Raw genomic sequence first — 21,418 nt, 5'->3', positions numbered from 1 at the left:
AAGTTTACTCAACGCTTTTTAATGCATCTACCATATTGATATGATCCAGCAGACGGTTTGTGATCAGATCTACTGCCAGTGCAAACAGGAATGTCATGCCGCCGGCGAACAGATACGTGGACGGGTGTACCGATACCGCAAAATAGATGGAAGGCATCTTCAGTACACTGGTCAGAAGTCCGCTGAAAAATCTTCCAACCGGAAGTCCAAGCAAAATACCGATAACCGTAAGGATCAGTGTTTCCTTGTTGACATAGGAATGGACTTCTTTATCAAAAAATCCAAGTACTTTGATGGTGGCAAGTTCCCGCTCACGTTCGGAAATATTTGTGGTCGCCAGTGTAAAGAGTACGACAAATGCCAGTCCTGCTGCCAGTGCTGTCACAAGAACAACGACACAGTTGATCAATCCAAAGGATTTGGAAAATTCATCCCGCATCGCCTGTACACTGTTACAGGATACCACATCACTTTCCCTGGAAAGCTGGTCTGCATAAGCAACCGGATCTGTACAGGAATCCGACAAATGAGCCAGAATGGAATTTGCTGCATAGGAACCACTTCCAATCAGTGCCTCATAGCGACTCTGTCTGATGTAAATAGCATTTCCCAGATAGTTGCGGACAATACCACTGATCGGGAAGTCACATTCTTCCAGATCACTGTTCTGGATATGTAAGTCATCTCCCACAGAAAAATCCATGACTTCGGAAAGATTCTGCGTGATCAGAATATCAGCATCCGAAAGTTCCCGTTCACTTCCGTCTAAGGCTTCCAGACGAATATAGTCCTCAATCGGGGCATCATCCGGAATGATATAGAGCGGAATAGTTTCTTCGGAAGAATCATTAACAACCTGTATACTGTCTGTCTGCAGGGACAGATAATCCTGGATCTGATCATCAGAAGAAATCTGATTGGTAAAATTGTCGAAATCATCTGCTATTGTGACTGCCATCAGATCATAACGGGAAATATGTTCATACTGTTTTGGCATCAGATCTGTGACGGAGTTTTTAATTGCCATTCCAACGACAAGTAATGCCGTACAGCCTAAAATACCGCTGACAGTCATAAACAGACGTTTTTTATAACGGAACAAATTCCGGAAAGTTACTTTGTTTAAGAAAGACAGGCGTTTCCATAAAAATGGAATCTTCTCCAGAAATACTCTGGATCCTGCTTTCGGTGCCTTTGGTCGCATCAATGCCGCCGGACACTGTTTTAATTCGCTGTGGCAGGCACAGACAGCTGCAAATAATCCACCTGTAACAAACAGTAAAATACCGCTGATGCCGTAGCCTGCATGGAACAGGTACGTGTAGGATGGAATCTTATACATGGTGTCAAATACCATAAACAGGAACTTCGGCAACAGGATAAATCCGCCAATGTCTCCTAACAAACCACCACAAATACATGCGGATAAGGTATAGATCAGGTATTTTCCATATACTTTACGGTCAGAAAATCCAAGTGCTTTATAAATACCGATCTGTCCGCGTTCTTCCTCTACCAGACGTGTGATGGTGGTCAGACTGATCAGGATCGCTACGGACAAAAACAGGATCGGAAATACATTTCCAATGGTTTCAATGGAGTCAGCATCGCTCTGGATCGTGGTGTAACTTCCCACGGAACTGCGATCCTGTACATACCATTTTGTACGGTCGATCGCATCAATATCTGCCTGTGCTTCTGCAAATTTATCATCTGCTTTCGCACGTTCTTCTTCCAGCTTCTGGATCTGTTCTTCCAGTTCCTTGGAACCATCTTTCAGTTCCTGTTCCGCCTGTGTCAGTTTATCTTTGGTTTTCTGTAATTCCTGATCGGCACTGGCAAATTGTGTAGTTGCATTCTGCTCCTGTGTCTGCAGTTCCTTCAGACCGGCAGTCAGTGTCGTTTCTGAAGTTTGTAATTTCTGCTCCTGCTGCTGTAACTGCTCTTTTGCTGCATCTAACTGCTGACTTTGTGCCTGTAACTGTGTCTCCGCAGAATCAAATTGAGCAAGCGCCTGCTGCTTTTGTTCTTTCAGGGAAGCTGCCTGCGTATCCAGCTCCACAAGGGTTGCGGAAACGGTCTCATACTGTGGAAGTAACTGCGAAAGTCCCGATGGGATCTGCTGTATCTGAGCAATCTGTGCTTCCAGTGTTGCTTTCTGTGTTTCATAATCTTCGGCAGATGGATCTAGAAGTTCCAATTGTCCGTTTAACTGTGCACAGACTGCATCTATTGATGCCTGTAACTGTTCTGTTACCTGAGCCCTTGCGTCTGCATCCGGATTGCCAGAAGTTACACTGGCTTCGTAAGCTTCCCATGCGCTCTGCGGCCATGCATCACCAAATTGTGCCTGCATGGAAGAAATCTGTGCCTGAATCTGTTCTTTTCCGGATTCTGCCTGTGTTCGACCTTCTGTAAGCTTTGTTTCCGCATCGGACAGTTTCTGAAGCGTTTCCTGTTTTTGCTGCTTTAAGGTATCAGAAGCCTGTGTCAGCTGATCTGTATGTCCGCTTAATTCTTCTTTTGCAGCACTGATCTGCTGTTTTCCGGATTGAAGCTGCTGCCAGCCGTTCTCCAGTTCAGCATATCCATCTTTGAATTTCTGTGCAGCTAAGTTTTTTTGCTGCTGTAACTGATTCATACCGTCCTGTAATTGCTGCCAGCCGGAACAGATTTCGGTTCTGCTATCTGCCAGTTCTGTCTTGGCATCTGCAATCTGTGCGTCGGCATCCGCAAATTTTTCTGCTGCTTCGTCTTTTGCATCATGTAGCTCGCTCACGGCATCTGCAATAATGGAATCATAGCGCGCCTGCTCCCGGTCGGATTTGATTTCTTTTTCAATGCGTTTTTTTATGTCTGAAACCAGATCGGTATATTCTTCGGAAAAACAGGATAACGCTTCTGCCCCATTGATACGAAGCTCCACAGCAGAATAAACATCGTTATCCAAAGCTTCCTGCGTAACATAAAAGAAATATTTGGATGACTGAGAAGAACGAAACGACGCTGCTCCTTTATCGGCGATCAGATCGGTTGCATCCAGCATGACCGCTGTAATTGTATAGTTTTTTTGCTTTAAGGCAGAGGTTGTATCGGCATCCTCGCTGTTTTGCGGAGAAAGGGTTACCGTATCTCCGATCGTCTTGCCGGTGTCTGCACAATAATTTTGGGATACAGCGATTTCCGACGCCTTAGAAGGCATCGTGCCATCTAACAGACGTGGCTGGCTTAATCCGTTTTCATCCAGTAATTTTACATCTGCCTTCTGTTGCAGATCATCCGCCTGTACCAGAACGGTCTCACTGTAAGTTCCATGTGCTTCGGCTACTTCTTTGACTTGGGAGAGTGCCTCCACATCTTCATCGGTCAGACCAAAGGTGGACTGAATCTTAATGTCATATAATTTCTGTTCATCATAAAAACGATCAGCCGAAGCACGAAGATCCCGGCAGCCTGCCGACAATCCGGCAAACATTGTCACGCCAAGAAATGTGATGAGCAAAATGGAGAAAAATCGTTTTTTCTCAAGTTTGATTGTTCGAAAAATATCTTTCAAATATGCTTTCATTTGTCCTACACTACCACTCTATTTCTGAAATCGAAACCGGATGTTCGTTTCTGGTTTCACTGATCACCGTTCCGCTTTTAAACTGGATCAGGCGGTCCGCCATGGGAGCCAGTGCGGAATTGTGGGTGATGATCAGAACAGTGATTTTTTCCTTTCTGCAGGTATCCTGTAAAAGCTGAAGAATCTGCTTTCCGGTGTTGTAATCCAATGCTCCTGTCGGTTCATCGCACAGCAGAAGTTTCGGATTTTTTGCCAATGCACGGGCTATAGAAACACGCTGCTGTTCGCCGCCGGATAACTGTGCCGGAAAGTTTTTCATACGCATGCCAAGCCCTACTTTTTCCAACGTCTGTGCGGCATCTAAAGAATCCTCACAGATCTGGGAAGCCAGCTCAACGTTTTCTAATGCCGTCAGATTTGGCACCAGATTGTAAAACTGAAAGACAAAACCGATGTCCGTGCGTCGGTACTGGGTAAGCTGGCGTTTGCCAAAAGCGGTGACATCTGCGCCGTCCACCAGCACTTTCCCGGATGTAGCAGTATCCATTCCGCCAAGGATATTCAGCGCCGTTGTCTTACCGGCACCGGAAGCGCCAAGGATGACGGCAAGTTCCCCTTTTTCCACGGAAAAAGAAGCATCTTTTAATGCGAAAATGGAACTTCCGCCGGAATTATATTCTTTTGTAATATGGTCAAAATCGATATATGACATAATCTTTCTCCTGTGTAATTTATAAAAAATGTTAATTCTATTATAGTTTTATCTCAAATGAGAAGCAAGAAAGAAAGTATAAAATTTCCAGTAATGGATCCATTCTGGTTTGCGTTTATTCACTGCAAAATTTTTAAACTGTCTGGTTAAGCTTTTATAACCGGTTTAATACTTCCAGAATCTGAGGGAATTTGATGGAACTTTGGATCTGCTGTGTAATCTTTTCTGCGTTCCAGGAATGCCAGGAAAAATCGGTCTGACGCATGCCAAGGAAACCTAAAAACAGAAAAAGTGCCAGCACAAACCGAAGTCCAAGAAAACTTCGGGGACGTTTTTCCTGTTCTTCCGGATAAGTCTTTTTCCCCGGTGAGGCAAAGCTGTTTTTTACGGATTCTACATAATTTTTTCGATTTTCATATTGTTCCATCTGCATACCATACCCTCCTGTTTGTTGTTTCTCAAACCATAACAATGTTTCGATAAGTTTTTCGTCAAACAAAAAAGGCATATCATTACGTTTTTGTAATCATAGCCTTTTTGTATTTATATATGCGGTTGTCTTTTTTATATTCCGAAAGTTTTAAAGCCGAACACACGTAAGATATGTTACGCGATTCTGAACAACATAAGCTGACATATTTTTTCAGAATTGCTAAAATCCTCAAAACTAAATGCTCTAACGTTGTGAAAGTTCTTCTAAAACTTCTTCCCAGGTGATACCCTTATCAACCATCATAACCATCATATGATACAGGAAATCAGCGATCTCATATTTAATCTCTTCCGGATCCGGATTTTTGGCAGCGATGACGATTTCTGTTGCCTCCTCACCGACTTTCTTTAAGATCTTATCAATTCCTTTGTCAAAGAGGTAATTGGTATAAGAGCCTTCCTTCGGATGCAGTTTGCGATCCAGAATGAGATTGTACTCGTTTTCAAATACTTCCAGTGGATTTTTCTCATTGTATTCTTCTTTTACAATATCGGTGTAGAAGCAGCTGCGGTTGCCGGTATGGCAGGCAGCTCCAATCTGGGAAACTTTTGCCAGAATGGTATCTTTGTCGCAGTCGATGGATAAAGATTTCACATACTGATAATGTCCGGAAGTCATGCCTTTTGTCCAGAGTTCATTTCTGCTTCTGCTGTAATAAGTCATTTTACCAAGAGACAGGGTGGTCTGGAATGCTTCTTCATTCATGTAAGCAAGCATCAGTACGTCATTGGTCTTGTAATCCTGTACGATAACCGGGATCATACCATCGGAATTTAATTTAAACTCAGACCAGTCACAGGAAGATTCTAAGTGACCGGTTGCAATTCCCTGTTCTGCCAGATATGCTTTCAGTCCCATTACATCTGCATCATAGGCACTGATGGTTCTGGAAGATACACCAGTGATAGTTTCATCTGCCTGTAATGCCTTGCAGACGCTCTCGTTATCAGTCTCTGTCAGAAGCATGGAATATGGCATATCGGTAACGTTGCCAAGCGTTCCCATCAGTGCCGGGTCAAGCACGATCAGCTCACTTGTGTTGTTTTCTACATCTTCTTTCTGTTTAAAAAACAGGTCCACATTGTGGATGGATAATGCCAGTTTATCTTTGCCAAAACGTAATGCACCTTCTTTTGACACCTGTGCAGTCACATCTTTTACCGGATTTAAGATTGCTTTTTTACATCCGGCATATAAAATTTTCTTGATATCCTCCAGACGGTTGATATTTCCGCCGGCATAAACCGGAATCTCAGCTACGCGGTTGATTTCTTTCATGGTATGAAGATTCAGCTCATGCTCCGCGTCATTGTCGGACAGGTCAAACAGGTAGATTTTGTCAATACCGTTGTCGTTGTACAGACGGATCCGTTCGATTAGATCATCCTGCTCGGTATGATCTTTGAAACCGTTGACCAGTTTTCCGTTTTTTAAATATATGGTTGCAATTAAATTTTTTTTGTTCATCGTTATAAACTGCCTTTCGTCGATAAAATATCCGTTACACGCGGATCATAGGAGGAAGCATCATCCAGCGCTTTCCCGAACGCTTTAAACAGTGCTTCTATAATATGATGATTATTCGTTCCGGACAGAACCTTCATATGCAGGTTCATGCCTGCGGCGTAGGAAATCGCATAGAAAAATTCACGTACCATTTCTGTATCCATATCTCCCACTCGATCAGTCGTAAAGTCTGCGTCAAATGCAAAATACGGGCGTCCGGACAGGTCAATGGCACATAAGACCAGGGTTTCATCCATTGGCAGGATCATACTGCCAAACCGTTTGATGCCTTTTTTGTCGCCCAGTGCTTTCCGTATCGCATTGCCAAGGACAATACCGGTGTCTTCGATGGTATGGTGGCAATCTACTTCCAGATCTCCCTTTACCTGCAGATCCAGATCAAAGAAGCCATGTCTGGTAAAACCGGATAACATATGGTCAAAAAATCCAATTCCGGTGGAAATATTCTGTTTACCGTTTCCGTCCAGATTCAGAGACAGGGAAATATCTGTCTCGTTTGTTTTTCTCTGAACCTGTGAGATGCGTTTTTCTGCCATTTTTTCGCCCTCCGAATTATTTGTCTTCGTCTTCAAATCTGACGCGGATAGAATTTGCATGTGCAGTCAGCTGCTCACAGTCTGCAAACTGTGCAATATCTTTGTATACCGCATGCAATGCATCTCTGGAATAAGAGATAATGCTTGATTTTTTAATAAAGTCATCGACACTCAACGGAGAAAAGAATTTTGCTGTTCCGTTTGTCGGAAGGACGTGGTTTGGTCCGGCAAAATAGTCACCAAGCGGCTCGCTGCTGTATTCACCAAGGAAAATAGCTCCTGCATTTTTGATCTTTGTCATAACCTCAAATGGATTTGCAGTTACGATCTCCATATGCTCGGATGCAATTTCATTTGCAGTATCGATGGCAGTATCCAGATCCGGTGCAATCAGGATATAGCCATAGTTTTCCAATGATTTTTCAATAATTGATTTTCTGGAGAGAACTTCACAGAAACCATCTACTTCTTTGGATACTTCTTCTGCCAATTTTTCACTTGTGGTGATCAGGATTGCGGAAGCCAGTTCATCATGCTCTGCCTGAGATAACAGATCTGCTGCTACAAAACGTGGATTTGCAGTCTCATCTGCCAGTACAAGGATCTCACTCGGACCAGCGATGGAATCAATACTGACATGTCCAAACACTGCTTTTTTTGCCAGAGCAACATAAATGTTACCCGGTCCTACGATCTTGTCTACTTTCGGGATGCTCTCCGTTCCAAATGCCAGAGCTGCAATCGCCTGTGCGCCACCTACTTTAAAGACGCGGTCTGCACCTGCTTCTTTTGCGGCAACCAGTGTGGAAGGATTGACTTTACCCTCTTTGTTACATGGAGTTGTCATAATAATTTCTTCTACACCGGCGACTTTTGCAGGCATAATGTTCATCAGTACGGAAGAAGGATATACAGCTTTTCCACCCGGAACGTACACACCTGCTTTTGCAATCGGAGTTACTTTCTGACCAAGCATGGTTCCCGGAATGGAGCTGTCAAACCAGCTGTACTGTTTCTGTTTTTCATGATACACACGAATGTTTTCTTTTGCTTTGCGGATAACCTCTAATAATTTCGGATCAACCTGCTCATAAGCCTCTGCAATCTCAGCCTCTGTGACTTCGATATTTTCTGGCGTTACGGTTGCACCGTCAAATTTCTTTGTATAGTTAAAAATCGCTGTATCACCGTTTGTGCGGACATTTGCAATGATCTCATTGACACTGCTTTCATACTGGGTATAATTGTTCGGGCTTCTTTTTAACAGGTCTGTCAATATATTCTGAATGGTTTCCTTTGTAAGTTTTAACGTACGCATCTTAGTTTTCTCCTTTATTCATTACTTCACGCAGATCGGAGATCAGTTTGCCGATTCGCTCCTGCTCCATCTTCATACTTACCGGATTGACTACCATACGGGCAGATAACGGGCAAACTTCTTCTAAAACAGTCAGTCCGTTTTCGCGTAAGGTAGATCCGGTTTCGACGATATCCACGATGACATCAGCCAGACCAACAATCGGTGCCAGCTCAATGGAACCGTTTAATTTAATGATCTCTACGGTCTGATGTTTTTTATTGTAAAAATAATCTTTGGCAATTTTCGGATATTTGGTCGCTACGCGGATCTGCTCATGATGCTGCAGCAGATCTCTGGCAGATTCCGGTCCGCAGACGCACATTCTGCATTTCCCGAAACCAAGATCCAGTACTTCATAAATATTGCGGGCTTCCTGCAGGATCGTATCTCTGCCGACGATTCCGATATCTGCGGCACCGTACTCTACATAAGTCGGTACATCCGGTCCTTTGGAGAGGAAGAAACGCAGTTTTAAGTCTTCGTTTACAAAAATCAGCTTTCTGGTATCTTTATCTTTCATTTCCTCGCAGGTGATACCGATTTTTTCAAACATTTCAAGGGTCTTATTTGCTAAACGTCCCTTTCCTAATGCAAATGTTAAATATCTCATGGATCGGTCCTCCTACATGTAAAAAATAATATCCTGAATGTGATTCTGCTCGGCATATGTCTCGTATACTTCCCGGGTATTCTGCTCGGTTAATGGCATCAGTTCTACCTGCTCGCCACGGCTTCTGAGTACCTGTGCATCTTTGATGGCATCCTGACGGTATTGCCCACTGTAAATAAACCATTTGGTTGTATTCTCAAATGGAATACGTACGTTCTGTCGCTGCAGTGCCGCCATTAACTGATTGATGACAACCGCAAAACCAATGGATGGTGCAGATTTACCGAAAGACTGTAACAGATTGTCGTATCGACCACCGTTTACAATGGCTTCGCCGCTTCCGAATGTATATCCCGCAAAAATGATGCCGGTATAATAATTGAATCCGGATATCATTGCCAGCTCGTACGAAACATATTTGCGGATCTTGTATACTTCCAGAAGCTCATCCAGTTCTTCTAAACGTGTCAGTGCGTGGAATACTCTCGGATAATCAGCAGCCCATGCTTTGGCAGCTGTAATTTTTTCCTTATCCAGCATAACATCCGTCAACAGACCGAATAACTGTTTTAAATTCTCGTCTGCCACATGCTGCTCTACTACTTCCTGTACGCCGTACAGATTGCGGTTTAACAAAAGATTTCGGATCTCTTCCATAACATCTTCTTCCAGATTGGCAGCTTCAAATAAGCCTCTCAGGAAATCTGCATGCCCGACACTCAGCTGAAATTCTTTCAGTCCTGCTGTTTTTAAAAGCTGTGCGGAAAGTGCAAGCATTTCTGCATCTGCTTCTACACTTCCATCACCGATCAGCTCGGCACCGGACTGAGTATTTTCTTTTAAACGCCCCTGATAGCTGGAATTATTCCGAAACGTATTACCGGTGTAGCACAACCGGATTGGAATCGCCTGCTCCATATAATATTTGGACGCGCATCTTGCGATAGACGGTGTGATATCCGGGCGAAGCACCAGGGTATTTCCTTCCCGGTCAAAAAACTTGTATAAATCCTTGGACGGTGTGGTACCGATTTCTTTTCCAAAAATATCAAAAAATTCAAAAGTCGGTGTCTGAATCGGATGATAGCCGTAAGATTTTAATACGGTCAGCAGCCGTTCCTCCAGAATGATTTTGCGTTCACATTCATCATTATAAATGTCTCTGACACCTTCCGGCGTATGTAATAATTGATTCATCTCTTTTTCAGTCCCCTTTATGTTCCATTTTCAACTGTTTTTCACGCATTTTTCCGGAATCACTTTACTGTGCTACCGTGCTAACACACAAAAATCTTTAATCATTATATGAAATTACCTTTAAAATGTCAATCCCTGAGATTCAAATCTGTCTGTAAAGCATCCAGATAGGGAACCAGCAGTCCGTTATGACCGGTAAAAAAGTAACATTCTTCCAGTTCATCCAACCGAAAACTCTTTCTGCCACCTTCTTCCATTCGGATCCAGAACTTCTCTAACTGACGGAAGGTCAGGTAATAGAACTGATCCCGGTGAGAGTAAAAGATCAGGAAAAAAGCGATACCGCCCTGCCGTTCAAATTCCTGCATAAAGTCTACCTGATGCTGATGAATGTTTTGCAGCGGAAACGTATCCGTCTGACATTCCTTTGCATCAAAGCAGACCGGGATGCCCTGTACCGCACCGATATAATCAACGGTACTTTTCTGATCAAAATAAGCCAGCGTGATATGGCGGTTCTGCTGATCAATTTTGATAGGTGTGATCGGGGTTGGGACTTTCTGGATCAGTGCCAGATGATTTTCCCGGTAACATTCATTGGTTCGGTTGATAAATTCCTCCAGTGTGGAGCCACGCAGTCCGCGGGAGTTCCAGGTTGGCATTACAGTACTCCCCGATGCAGCAGTTCCGGATCGTCATAATATAAGATATTTTCCTTTTCAATCGTAAAGATCCCGTTTTCCAGACGAATCCGGTTGACACAGCAGTTTGGTTGATGGATCGACCAGAATTCATCTAACGGCATCTTGCGAAGATAGGTCAGAAATGCCCGGATGACAGCACCATGACAAACCACCAGAATATTTTCAATGGAAGGATCCTGTTCCATCGGAACTACCTCATCCTTTAAAAATGCGGCAATGCGGTCATAGAGATCCTGAAAGGAATCTGCGGTCTCATCTGCCATATACAGGGATGGGTGAAGGAAACAGTTCGCGATATTTTCATCTACTTCTTTTACCGCTTTGATTTTCTCACCTTCATATTTTCCGAAACACATTTCCCGTATCCGCATGTCTACCTGTACGTCTGCTTCCTGTTTTTCTGCAATGATTTCTGCTGTACGGACTGCCCGTTTATATGGACTGCTGTAAATGCGCTGAAAATGAATCTGATCTTTTTCAAATCCATCTCTGGTATCACGCGCCAGTTCTTCTCCATAAGGAGTCAGCTCAATATCGGAAGAACCCTGAATCAGTCCTTTTTTGTTCCAGAACGTTTCTCCATGTCTCATAAGATATAAATACATTTGTTTCTTACCTCTTTTTTCTGTTGTTTTCCGTAGGAGCGGTATGCAGCGCCCACTGCTCTGCTTTTTGAAAAGTTCCCGGTTCCGGTGCGGTAACGACGGTTCCTCCCGGAAATTCCATGTGGTATGCATGTAAAAGCTGAGAACGAATGCCACAGGCTTCCCGCAGCTTCTTATTTTTTGCCGGATCTCCGTATTTGCCATCTCCAAGAATCGGATGTCCGATGCTTGCCAGATGCGCACGGATCTGATGAGAACGACCGGTGATCAGATGCACTTCCAGCAGCGTTGTGTTTCCATAAGTCTGAACCGGATGATATGCTGTTTCAATATAGGACGCATCTTTTGTTTCTTTTGATTGAATAGAAACTTTATTCGTTTTGTGGTCTTTAACAAGATACCCCTTTAAATGTGCATCTTCGGTAATCTGTCCTGCCACCAGACAACGGTAATATTTTTGCATACTCCTGGATTTCAGAGCTTTAGCCATCTCCTGCAAACCATGCATGGTTTTTCCGGCAATCAAAAGTCCGGATGTATTGCGGTCTAACCGGTTGCAGATAGACGGATGAAAGGTACGAAGTTCTGCTCTGGTCAACTGACCACTCTCTAACAGGTAGTCGATGACAAGTTCATTGGCAGAATAATCGGTCTTTTCCGCTTTCTGTGATAACATGCCAACCGGTTTGTTCAAAATCAAAATATCATCATCTTCATAGACGATCTGAATTTTCGGATGGCGTACTGCTGTTGTTTTTGCAGCAGTTTTGCCTGTTTCAGATGCTGCTGAAACCTTTGATGCAGCTTCCGGAGTTTCTACCAGTGCAGAAGCAAATTTGGCAAAGGTTTCGTCAGACAGATAGATTTTGATCTGATCCTCTGCCTTTAAAACTTCCTGTCCGGTTGCTTTTTTGTCGTTTAATACAATGTTTTTCTTGCGAAGCATTTTATAGACAAAGCCTTTGGATGCCTGATTTAGTACTTTAAACAGGTATTTGTCCATGCGCTGTCCCGCTTCTTTGGATGAAATAGAAAATTCTTTCATAAAGGATGTTTTTCTCTTTCTATAAAATATTCAAAAATGATTTTGTCATTCTTATTGTGAGATGTGCATCATGCAATACATGATATTTTCTTTTGCACAGCTCTGTAATCTAAATAGTTATTTCTGCTTTTTCTTATGCACGTTACGAATGGATTTTTTCTTTTTCGGACGTGCTGTAACGGCAGTTCCGTTTTCCGGTCTGTTTCCAGTCTGGGAACGGTTGTTACCTTTTGTATGATTGCCTTTTTGGTTATTGTTCTGTCCTTTGTAAGAACCTTTGCCCCGATTAGTGTTGCCGGATTTGCCAGTTGCTTGTCCACGATATCCGCTGTCATTATCTGAATGTCCGCTATGCTTCGGACGAATCAGGCATTTCGGTCCAAATCCAATCAGATCAGTACGATGTGCCAGATGTAATGCTTCATAAACCAGATCATAATTTTTCGGATTCCGATACTGGATCAGGGCACGCTGCATTGCTTTCTCATGCGGATTATTAGTGACGTACACTTTTTTCATGGTTCGCGGATCCAGACCGGTGTAATACATACAGGTTGAGATCGTGGACGGTGTAGGATAAAAATCCTGTACCTGTTCCGGCATATAACCAAGATCGCGCAGATATTCTGCCAGTTCCACCGCTTCTTTTAAGGTCGAACCCGGATGGGAAGACATCAAATACGGTACCAGATACTGTTTTTTATCCAGACGTTCGTTGATCTTTTTATATTCGTCTTTGAATTTATTATAAACAGCTACCGGCGGTTTTCCCATCAGGGAAAGGACCGAATCGGAAATGTGTTCCGGCGCCACTTTTAACTGTCCGCTGACATGATGTTCACACAATTCCCGGAAAAAGGTCTTGTCCTTATCACAGATCAGATAATCAAACCGGATACCTGAACGGATAAACACTTTTTTTACGTTTGGCAGTTTCCGCAATTTACGAAGCAGACTCAGGTAGTCCGAATGATCTACTTTCAGATTCGGACATGGTGTCGGGAACAGGCATTGCCGGTTCTTGCAGACACCTCTGGTGAGCTGTTTGTCACAGGATGGTCCACGGAAGTTTGCCGTCGGACCGCCCACATCGTGAATATACCCCTTAAAATCCGGATCATGCACGATCTGTTCTGCTTCGGTTAAAATAGATTCGTGACTTCGTGTCTGAATGATACGTCCCTGATGAAACGTCAGTGCACAGAAACTGCATCCGCCGTAGCAGCCGCGATTGCTGACCAGACTGAATTTTACTTCCTCAATTGCAGGTACACCGCCTGCTTCTTCATAGGACGGATGATACGTTCTCATGTAAGGGAGTGCATATACATCATCCATTTCGCTGGTTGTCAGCGGTTTTGCCGGTGGATTCTGCACCACATAACATTTGTTTGGATACGGTTCAATCAAACGTTTTGCGGTAAACGGATCGGTATTGCAGTATTGCGTATAAAAGCTGCGCGCATAGGTTTCTTTGCTGGCGCAGATATCCTCAAAGGACGGCAGCATAATGCCATCGTAAACACTGTCAGGGTCTTTTGTTTTGTATACTGTACCATCGATATATGTCAGGTCTTTGATACTGATGCCGCTTTTGAGTCCCTCTGCCATGGCAATGATACTGCGCTCTCCCATTCCGTATAATAACAGGTCGGCGCCTGAGTCCAGTAAAATCGAACGTTTGACCTTATTTGACCAGTAGTCATAATGTGCCAAACGGCGCAGACTTGCTTCCAGTCCACCAATGATCAGTGGATTATGCTTATATGTTCGGCGGATCAGATTGCAGTATACAATGGTTGCATAATCCGGGCGTTTTCCCATAACACCGCCCGGTGTAAAAGCATCTTTCTGTCGGCGTTTTTTGGAAACAGAATAATGGTTTACCATGGAATCCATATTTCCGCCGGTTACGATAAATCCAAGTTTTGGTTCGCCCAGAATAGTGATGCTGTCCGGATCTTTCCAGTTCGGCTGCGAAATGATTCCCACCGTAAAACCGTTTGCCTGTAATATTCTGCTGATGATCGCGTGCCCGAAGGATGGATGATCCACATAGGCATCGCCGATCACGTAGACGAAATCAAGCTGTTTGATGCCCTGTGCCTCCATATCGGCACGACTGATTGGTAAAAATTGCTTCATTTTCTTAAATCCTCATAGGTATGATCCAGAACCTGTCTGAAATCTGTAATATAGTAATCCGCCAGCGCTTTTTTCTCAGCGGTAAGGTGGATGGAATAATCATCTTCGATGGCACACACCTGCATGCCTGCCCGTTTTCCTGCCAAAATTCCCATTGGGATGTCTTCAAATACCAGACAATGTTCCGGTTTTACCTGCAGTTTTTCTGCTGTTTTCAGATAGACATCCGGCTCCGGTTTGCCTTTGTTGACATCGCAGCTTGTGGTAACTGCATCGATATACGGTTCCAGATCCCGTTCTTTCAAAAACACATCCAGTAATAACCGGGAATTACTGGTGGCAATTCCGGTTTTGATGTGATGCTCTTTTAAATATTTCAAAATTTCACCGGCTCCGGGTTTTAACGGTGTCTCATGTGCATATTTATCCAGTGCGATCCGATTCCAGATATCTTTTAATTCCTCTACCGTTTCCGGAAGCTGAAAGGTACGGATAAAATATTCTGCCGTCTCCGTAAAACTCATTCCCTCGATCTCTTTATTTAACGTCGGCGGCATCGGAATCTTTCGCTGTTCGAAAAAGGTACGGTCAATATCTGCCCATACCCACATGGAATCCGTAATCGTACCGTCCAGATCAAAAATAACGGCTTCTTTATTTTCTAACATCATGATTGTTCTTCCTTTAACTGTTGTATTTCGCTTTCGGTCAGCTTCCGCCATGCACCCGGAGCAAGTGTCTCATCCAGCTGTAACGTTCCCATGGAAAGCCGTTTCAGATAAAGCACTTCCATTCCGACAGCATGAAACATGCGCTTGATCTGATGAAATTTGCCTTCTGTAATCGTGACACGAATCTCTGACTGCTCTGCGGAATGTAAAATTTCCAGAATTGCAGGAGCGGTCGGTTTCTTTTCTCCAATCTCCAGTCCTTCAGCAAAAAGTGTCACTTCCCGTTCGGTCACTGTTCCATCAATTTTGGCATAGTATGTTTTGGGGACATGTTTTCCCGGTGCAAGAAGCCGGTGATTTAAGGCACCGTCATCCGTCAGTAAAAGCAATCCTTCGGTATCTTTATCCAGTCTGCCTACCGGAGACAGATTACGCCGGCGTTCTGCCGGGATATAATCCATTACCGTTTTCGCATGTGCATCTTCGGTGGCAGTGACACATCCTGCCGGTTTATACAGCATCAGATAATGAAATTGTTCATACTGAATCGGCGTTCCATCCAGACAGACAACATCCGTCTGAGGAATTACTTTTTCTGCACCATCTTTGCAGACAACCTCATTTTTGCTGATGCGTCCCTGTTTGAGCATTTTTTTTGCTTCTGTGCGCGTTACGTTCAGCGTCTGGGATAAAAATTTATCCATTCGCATTGCTTTTATCTGTTTTTCCATTTATTTATTGTTCCTTGTTCTTTTCTTATCGTTATATGCTTCATTTATTATAGGTGGCAGACCCAAAATCTGCAAGTTTTTTATAATCTGCCAAAATCTGTTTAGATTCTGCTTTTTTCAGGTAGGGATAAGCATTGACGGCAACATCTTCTCCATTTGCATCCTGAACATAGATTCCTACATGCAGATGAACGGCAAACTGCCCGATAGTGCCCTCTGCACCATAGCCGGTATCACCCACAAACCCAAGAAACTGTCCGGCTTTTATGTTACTGCCCTCTGTCAGATCCTCTGCATAAGATTCCATATGTGCATAGTAATAATAAATGCCGGAAGAACTGCGAATACCAATGCGATACCCGCCAAGGCGCAGCCATCCAAGGGCTTCAATCACACCATCCGTCATACTGACGATCGGATAAATGCCGCGTTCGTTTTCGGTTGTCATCAAATCGGTTCCTTCATGATGCCGGTTTCCACCAAAAGTGCGCTCTGCCATCCAGGAATCCACATACTGACAGGGCAATTCTGCTTCGTTACGATCCGATGCAATGGGAAAATATTTGATTTCGTCACAGATCCTTTGATCTAATACCGGATCAATGGTTATTTCCGATGAAAACGGCAATTTTTTTACAAGAAAACAGTCAAACAGCGCACAGCAGAAAATAAGAACAAGCCAGATCAGAATCTTTTTCATATTTCGCTCCGGATTTAGGAATTACTTTATGATATGTCTAATAAAATGCAGTATGAAAAAGATTTTCTCTATCCTGATATTTACCCTTTGCCTGTTATATTGTATCGTTCGTCCAAGGCAGATTGCATTGGCTACCGCCGGTGGACTCGCCCTCTGGTATCATTCTGTCCTGCCGACACTTCTGCCTTTTAGCATTTTATCCGGAATTATGGTGCGTTCCGGCATTTATGACAGTCTGTCAGAGCGGATCTATCCATTGTTTTCCAAAATCTATCCGGTCAGAGCGCCGTTAATTTATCCACTTATTGCAGGATTTCTATTTGGCTTTCCCCTGGGAAGTAAAATCTGTGCTGATCTGTATGACACCGGCAAGATTACTGCAAAGGAAGCAGAAGTTATCAGTTGTATCAGCAATAATTTCGGTCCGGCTTTTCTGTACAATTATATGGTGCTTTCTTTAAATGGCGGTTTTCTGTCAGGGTGGATGCTTCTTTTGATCTGCTATCTTCCACCATTGCTGCTTGGACGTTTCGTTCTGTTTTCAGTTCAACATCAACTGTCGGAAAAAAGACCGCAAAAAATGCCGGCATCCAGATCTGCAATAAGCTTGAAAATCATCGATGACGGCATTATGAACGGTTTTTCTACAATGATAAAACTCGCCGGATATATTATGTTATTTGCAATTGCTGCGGATTTTCTAAAACAGTTTCCAATAAAAAACGACCTGATACTTTGCCTCTGTACCGGACTATTGGAAATTACCAACGGAATCCATCTGACTTCCGGGGCTGCATTGCCCTTTCATGTCAAATATCTGATCGACATTTTTATCGTTTCCTTTGGTGGTATCAGTGGTCTGTTTCAGACTGCTTCCATGCTGCGACAACTTTCATTCTCCCTGCGGCATTATGCATGTTTTAAACTTGCATGTGCAATTTTAGCAACAGGATTTCTGGAACTGGTCTGTCGACTTTATGCGATATAAACGAAGCGAAAATCCTGCTATGTATTATAACTGCTCCGGTTTGTTATCAGAACCAATGATATCATACTCTTCCGCATTGGAAGCTCCCTGATCTTCTGAAGCGGTATCTGCTTCCGGATCAGTTGCTTCTTCTTCCGAAGGAGTCAGTTCGTTTCTGTTTGCTTTTACAATATCGTAGCAGTTTTGAAGAGAAGACATCAGTCCGTCATATTTTGCTTTGTTTGTATCAATTGCATGAGTTACGATGTTCTCCAGGTTTCCAAGAAGATTATCGGTATATTCAATTGCAGCTGTACGGATATTGTCTGCATCCTCTGTTGCCTTGTCCAGAATCTCCTGTGCCTGGTTTGTAGCAATGGAAACGACCTCGTTTGCCTGTGCGTAAGCCTGCTGCATGATCTGGTGCTCGCTGACAAGTTCATTGGTCTGAATCTGTGCCTGAGCCAGAATCTCTTCTGCTTTTGCCTGTGCATCTGCAAGGATGGCATCTTTGTTGCTGATGATCTTCTGGTAACGTTTGATCTCATCCGGTGTCTTCATACGAAGCTCGGTAAGTAATTCTTCCAGTTCCTCTTTATTTACAATGATTTTTGTGTTTGACAGTGGCTGAAATTTGCAACTGTCTACGTATTCCTCGATTTCAGAAATAATCTGTTCAATACGGCTAGTCATTTGAATCTCTCCTTTTTATCTCGTTATGTTGAATTTGCTGTAAACTCTGTCAATCAGATCCTTTGGGACGAATTTGGAAATATCGCCGCCATAGGATGCAACTTCTTTCGTGATCGTAGAACTCAAATATGCGTACTGAAGACTGGTCGTCAGAAAAATAGTATCAATCTTGGGATTGATGGCATGATTTGTCTGCGCGATCTGCAGTTCATATTCAAAATCTGTTACCGCACGCAGTCCACGCACGATAATGGTTGCTCCGGTCTCATCTGCATATTCCGCTAAAAGTCCGTCGTATGCAGTCACAGTCACGTTCGGAAGATGTGATGTAAATTCTTTTATCATACTAACACGTTCATCCGCAGAAAACAACGGATTTTTCGCATTATTCTTTAAAACGGCAACGTTCAGTTCATCTACCATTTTGGATGAACGTTCAATGATGTCAAGATGTCCCAGAGTCATTGGATCAAAACTTCCGGGATAGATTGCTTTTTTCATTTTATCTTTGCGCTGTAAATTTGGCGCTCCCCTTTACTGTATTCTTTTCAGGAAAACATGCTGATTTGTCTTATAGCGTTTTATGCGGGTAATCTCAAATCCATATTTTTCCATCTCATAAGGATCGGTATCCAGTGATTCTTCCACAATAATGAGGGTGTCTTCTGTCAGAATGGAAGAATCTTTCAGATGTAATAACACATCATACTCCAGTCCAAGGCCGTATGGTGGATCCATAAAAATAATGTCAAACACATATCTGCGCTCCAGCATACGAAGGGCAGACAGGGCATCCATGCATTTTAAGTCACAACTGGATGTAAATTTGGTAAAACGGATATTCTCCTGAATACATGCGGCGGCTTTCTTACTGTTCTCGACAAAAACAGCTTTTTTCGCACCGCGGCTGACTGCTTCCAGACCAATTCCACCGCTTCCGGCAAACAGATCCAGAAAAACAGAACCTGGAACATCCATTTGTAAAATATTAAATAACGTCTCTTTGATTCGATCAGTGGTAGGCCGCGTATCTTTGCCTTCAATTGTCTTTAACGGCATACTACGGGCTGTTCCGGCTATAATTCTCATAGCGGACCTCCTAATATAATATAAATGAAACCAGATGTTTTTGATTACATCTGATTAATCCTGCTCTTTTAAAACAGCTTTGTTCTTGTTCAGATAATCGATCAGGGATACGATGGTCAGAACAAGTGCTACATAAGTTGCGATCGTTGCCAGTACATGGATCACACCAACACCCGCGATATAGAAATCAACATTGATGTTCAGGATAATCAAAATGATCATTGCCATCTGGAAAGTTGTCTTAAACTTGCCCCACATGCTTGCAGCGATAACGATCTGATGCTCTGCGGCAATCAGACGGAATCCGCTGATGATAAATTCGCGGGCAATAATGATGATGACAATCCATGACGGTAACAATCTTAAGTCTACCAGACAGATCATCGCGGAGCACACCAGCAGTTTGTCTGCCAGCGGATCCATAAATTTTCCAAAGTTTGTGACCAGATTGTATTTACGGGCAATTTTTCCATCCAGCATATCGGTGAGGCTGGCAACGATAAAGATCACAAGTGCCAGATAATCCCCGCTTGCGCCAAGTACGTCGGTCAGCAGGAAAAACACAAAAAATGGAATTAAAATCACACGAAAAATTGTAAGTTTATTAGGTAAATTCATAAGTTCCTCCTATCTCATATCAGATCAGTTCGCCGATCAGATCATATTCATATGCACCTGTAATACGGACTTTTGCAAAATCACCGCTGACCAGTTCGGCATCTGTGTTGACAAAGACCAGACCGTCAATATCCGGTGCATCGCGGTAGCTTCTTCCGACATAAGCATTTTCATCAGCAACTTTGCCTTCGATCATAACCAGGATCTCCTGACCTATCATGGTCTCATTTTTGTCAAGAATAATTTCTTCCTGAAGTTCCATGACATCTGCCTGCCAGTCTTCTTTCACAGATTCTTCCACCTGATTGTCAAAGATGGCTGCCGGTGTATTTTCTTCCGGAGAATAGGTAAACGCACCCAGTCGGTCAAACTCGGTCTTATTGATAAATTCCATGAGTTCTTCGTGCTGCTCCGGTGTCTCACCCGGGAATCCGCAGATCAGTGTGGTACGGATCGCAATATCCGGAATTGCGGCACGTAAAGCTGCGATCTTTTTCTCCAACATTTCGCGGTTTGTCTTTCTTCCCATCCGTTTTAAGATGTCAGAATTGATGTGCTGGATCGGCATATCAATATAATGACAGACTTTTTCGTTGTCACGAATTGCTTCGATCAGTTCATCGTAAATCTCCTCCGGATAACAGTACATCAGACGAATCCAGTAAATGCCCGGGATTTTGTTTAATTCGTTTAACAGAATATGCAGAGATTTTTTGCCATACAGATCAATACCGTACAGGGTTGTCTCCTGTGCCACAAGAATAAGCTCTTTGACACCTGCCTCTGCCAGATCTCTTGCCTGACTTAAGATTTCTTCCATCGGTACGGAACGGAAATCACCGCGGATGGACGGAATGATACAATAAGTACAATGCTTGCTGCATCCTTCCGCAATTTTTAAGTGTGCATAATGACCACCGGTAGATACACTTCGTTTTGCCTCGTGTATTTCAATACCGGTCAGTGGCTCGTATGCCTCATATTTATTGCCAAGCAGTACGTTCTCAATGGCATCGCAGATCTGCTCGGTAGAGTTGGTTCCAAGCACCGCATCTACTTCCGGAATCTCTTTTAAAATTTCATCACGGTATCGCTCTGCCAGACATCCGCACACGATCAGCGCCTTACAGGAGCCGCTGGTACGATACTGTGCCATGTCAAGAATTGACTGAATACTTTCTTCTTTTGCATCATGGATAAAACAACAGGTGTTGACTACGATTATATCTGCTTCCTGCTCATCATCCGTCACTGTAAATTTATGCTTTGTCAGTTTACCAAGCATAAATTCAGAGTCTACAAGGTTTTTATCACAGCCAAGTGAAATAAATAATACTTTCATTTGGTTCCTCCACTAAATTTTGTAATTGAAAAATTTTCGGTTCCAGAAATAACAATGCTGCCTTTTCACAGGCAGCATGTAACTTGAGACCGGAATTTCTTCCCG

At 43.3% G+C, this 21,418-nt stretch carries 21 protein-coding genes; 1 reads left to right on the top strand and 20 read right to left on the bottom strand.

Annotation, left to right across the window (positions count from 1 at the left end):
• Positions 1–4 precede the first annotated feature (4 nt).
• From LG34_RS01785 to LG34_RS01715, 15 genes are all read right to left on the bottom strand, one after another.
• A complete protein-coding gene (locus tag LG34_RS01785; RefSeq protein WP_109214607.1) occupies positions 5–3,568 on the bottom strand; it encodes an FtsX-like permease family protein in 3,564 nt (1,187 codons plus the stop codon).
• 10 nt (positions 3,569–3,578) lie between these two features.
• On the bottom strand, positions 3,579–4,283 hold the full coding sequence (locus LG34_RS01780) for an ABC transporter ATP-binding protein (RefSeq protein WP_333491037.1): 705 nt from the start codon (positions 4,281–4,283) through the stop codon (positions 3,579–3,581).
• Positions 4,284–4,434: 151 nt separating this feature from the next.
• On the bottom strand, positions 4,435–4,713 hold the full coding sequence (locus tag LG34_RS01775; protein ID WP_109214605.1) for a hypothetical protein: 279 nt from the start codon (positions 4,711–4,713) through the stop codon (positions 4,435–4,437).
• Positions 4,714–4,956: 243 nt separating this feature from the next.
• Positions 4,957–6,240, bottom strand: coding sequence for a bifunctional phosphoribosyl-AMP cyclohydrolase/phosphoribosyl-ATP diphosphatase HisIE (gene hisIE / locus LG34_RS01770; RefSeq protein WP_109214604.1), 1,284 nt, complete (start codon positions 6,238–6,240; stop codon positions 4,957–4,959).
• A 2-nt stretch (positions 6,241–6,242) separates the two neighbouring features.
• On the bottom strand, positions 6,243–6,836 hold the full coding sequence (gene hisB, locus LG34_RS01765) for an imidazoleglycerol-phosphate dehydratase HisB (RefSeq protein ID WP_109214603.1): 594 nt from the start codon (positions 6,834–6,836) through the stop codon (positions 6,243–6,245).
• Positions 6,837–6,852: 16 nt separating this feature from the next.
• Positions 6,853–8,154, bottom strand: coding sequence for a histidinol dehydrogenase (hisD, locus tag LG34_RS01760; protein WP_109214602.1), 1,302 nt, complete (start codon positions 8,152–8,154; stop codon positions 6,853–6,855).
• Position 8,155: 1 nt separating this feature from the next.
• A complete protein-coding gene (gene hisG / locus LG34_RS01755; RefSeq protein ID WP_109214601.1) occupies positions 8,156–8,806 on the bottom strand; it encodes an ATP phosphoribosyltransferase in 651 nt (216 codons plus the stop codon).
• Positions 8,807–8,818: 12 nt separating this feature from the next.
• Complete coding sequence (hisZ, locus tag LG34_RS01750) at positions 8,819–10,003, bottom strand: ATP phosphoribosyltransferase regulatory subunit (RefSeq protein WP_109214600.1); 1,185 nt, start codon at positions 10,001–10,003, stop codon at positions 8,819–8,821.
• A gap of 128 nt (positions 10,004–10,131) precedes the next feature.
• Positions 10,132–10,665 (bottom strand): Holliday junction resolvase RecU, encoded by a 534-nt coding sequence (locus LG34_RS01745; RefSeq protein WP_109214599.1) that lies wholly within the window; start codon positions 10,663–10,665, stop codon positions 10,132–10,134.
• A complete protein-coding gene (locus tag LG34_RS01740; protein ID WP_181369250.1) occupies positions 10,665–11,312 on the bottom strand; it encodes a histidine phosphatase family protein in 648 nt (215 codons plus the stop codon). The genes LG34_RS01745 and LG34_RS01740 overlap by 1 nt, the downstream gene beginning before the upstream one ends.
• A 7-nt stretch (positions 11,313–11,319) precedes the next feature.
• Positions 11,320–12,357, bottom strand: coding sequence for an RluA family pseudouridine synthase (locus LG34_RS01735; protein WP_109214597.1), 1,038 nt, complete (start codon positions 12,355–12,357; stop codon positions 11,320–11,322).
• A gap of 117 nt (positions 12,358–12,474) precedes the next feature.
• Positions 12,475–14,502 (bottom strand): YgiQ family radical SAM protein, encoded by a 2,028-nt coding sequence (locus tag LG34_RS01730; RefSeq protein WP_109214596.1) that lies wholly within the window; start codon positions 14,500–14,502, stop codon positions 12,475–12,477.
• Complete coding sequence (locus LG34_RS01725; protein WP_330427469.1) at positions 14,499–15,173, bottom strand: HAD family hydrolase; 675 nt, start codon at positions 15,171–15,173, stop codon at positions 14,499–14,501. Before LG34_RS01725 ends, LG34_RS01730 begins: the two co-directional genes overlap by 4 nt.
• Positions 15,170–15,904 carry a pseudouridine synthase gene (locus LG34_RS01720; protein WP_242979770.1) on the bottom strand — a complete coding sequence of 245 codons (735 nt, stop codon included), beginning with the start codon at positions 15,902–15,904 and terminating at the stop codon, positions 15,170–15,172. Before LG34_RS01720 ends, LG34_RS01725 begins: the two co-directional genes overlap by 4 nt.
• A 40-nt stretch (positions 15,905–15,944) precedes the next feature.
• Positions 15,945–16,604, bottom strand: a complete 660-nt coding sequence (locus LG34_RS01715; RefSeq protein WP_109214595.1) for a M23 family metallopeptidase — start codon at positions 16,602–16,604, stop codon at positions 15,945–15,947.
• A 28-nt stretch (positions 16,605–16,632) separates the two neighbouring features.
• Here LG34_RS01715 and LG34_RS01710 point away from each other — a divergent pair, with 28 nt between their 5' ends.
• Positions 16,633–17,592, top strand: a complete 960-nt coding sequence (locus LG34_RS01710; RefSeq protein WP_146190166.1) for a hypothetical protein — start codon at positions 16,633–16,635, stop codon at positions 17,590–17,592.
• A gap of 24 nt (positions 17,593–17,616) precedes the next feature.
• On the opposite strand, the gene LG34_RS01705 is transcribed toward LG34_RS01710, so the two are convergent.
• From LG34_RS01705 to rimO, 5 genes are read right to left on the bottom strand one after another with little or no spacing between them, the layout of a single operon-like run.
• On the bottom strand, positions 17,617–18,264 hold the full coding sequence (locus LG34_RS01705) for an ATPase (RefSeq protein ID WP_109214593.1): 648 nt from the start codon (positions 18,262–18,264) through the stop codon (positions 17,617–17,619).
• A gap of 15 nt (positions 18,265–18,279) precedes the next feature.
• Positions 18,280–18,765, bottom strand: coding sequence for a pantetheine-phosphate adenylyltransferase (gene coaD, locus LG34_RS01700; RefSeq protein WP_109214592.1), 486 nt, complete (start codon positions 18,763–18,765; stop codon positions 18,280–18,282).
• Positions 18,766–18,798: 33 nt separating this feature from the next.
• Entirely contained in the window at positions 18,799–19,353 is a 555-nt protein-coding gene (rsmD, locus tag LG34_RS01695; protein WP_109214591.1) for a 16S rRNA (guanine(966)-N(2))-methyltransferase RsmD, read from the bottom strand.
• Positions 19,354–19,407: 54 nt separating this feature from the next.
• A complete protein-coding gene (gene pgsA / locus LG34_RS01690; RefSeq protein WP_109214590.1) occupies positions 19,408–19,971 on the bottom strand; it encodes a CDP-diacylglycerol--glycerol-3-phosphate 3-phosphatidyltransferase in 564 nt (187 codons plus the stop codon).
• Between the two features lie 19 nt (positions 19,972–19,990).
• Positions 19,991–21,313: a 30S ribosomal protein S12 methylthiotransferase RimO gene (gene rimO / locus LG34_RS01685; protein ID WP_109214589.1), complete on the bottom strand. Its 1,323-nt coding sequence runs from the start codon at positions 21,311–21,313 to the stop codon at positions 19,991–19,993.
• Positions 21,314–21,418 lie beyond the last annotated feature (105 nt).

The organism is Eubacterium ramulus (assembly GCF_003122485.1).
Lineage (GTDB): Bacteria > Bacillota > Clostridia > Lachnospirales > Lachnospiraceae > Eubacterium_I > Eubacterium_I ramulus_A.
Note: the sequence above shows the minus strand (reverse complement) of the source record. Positions and strands in the feature narration are given on the sequence as shown.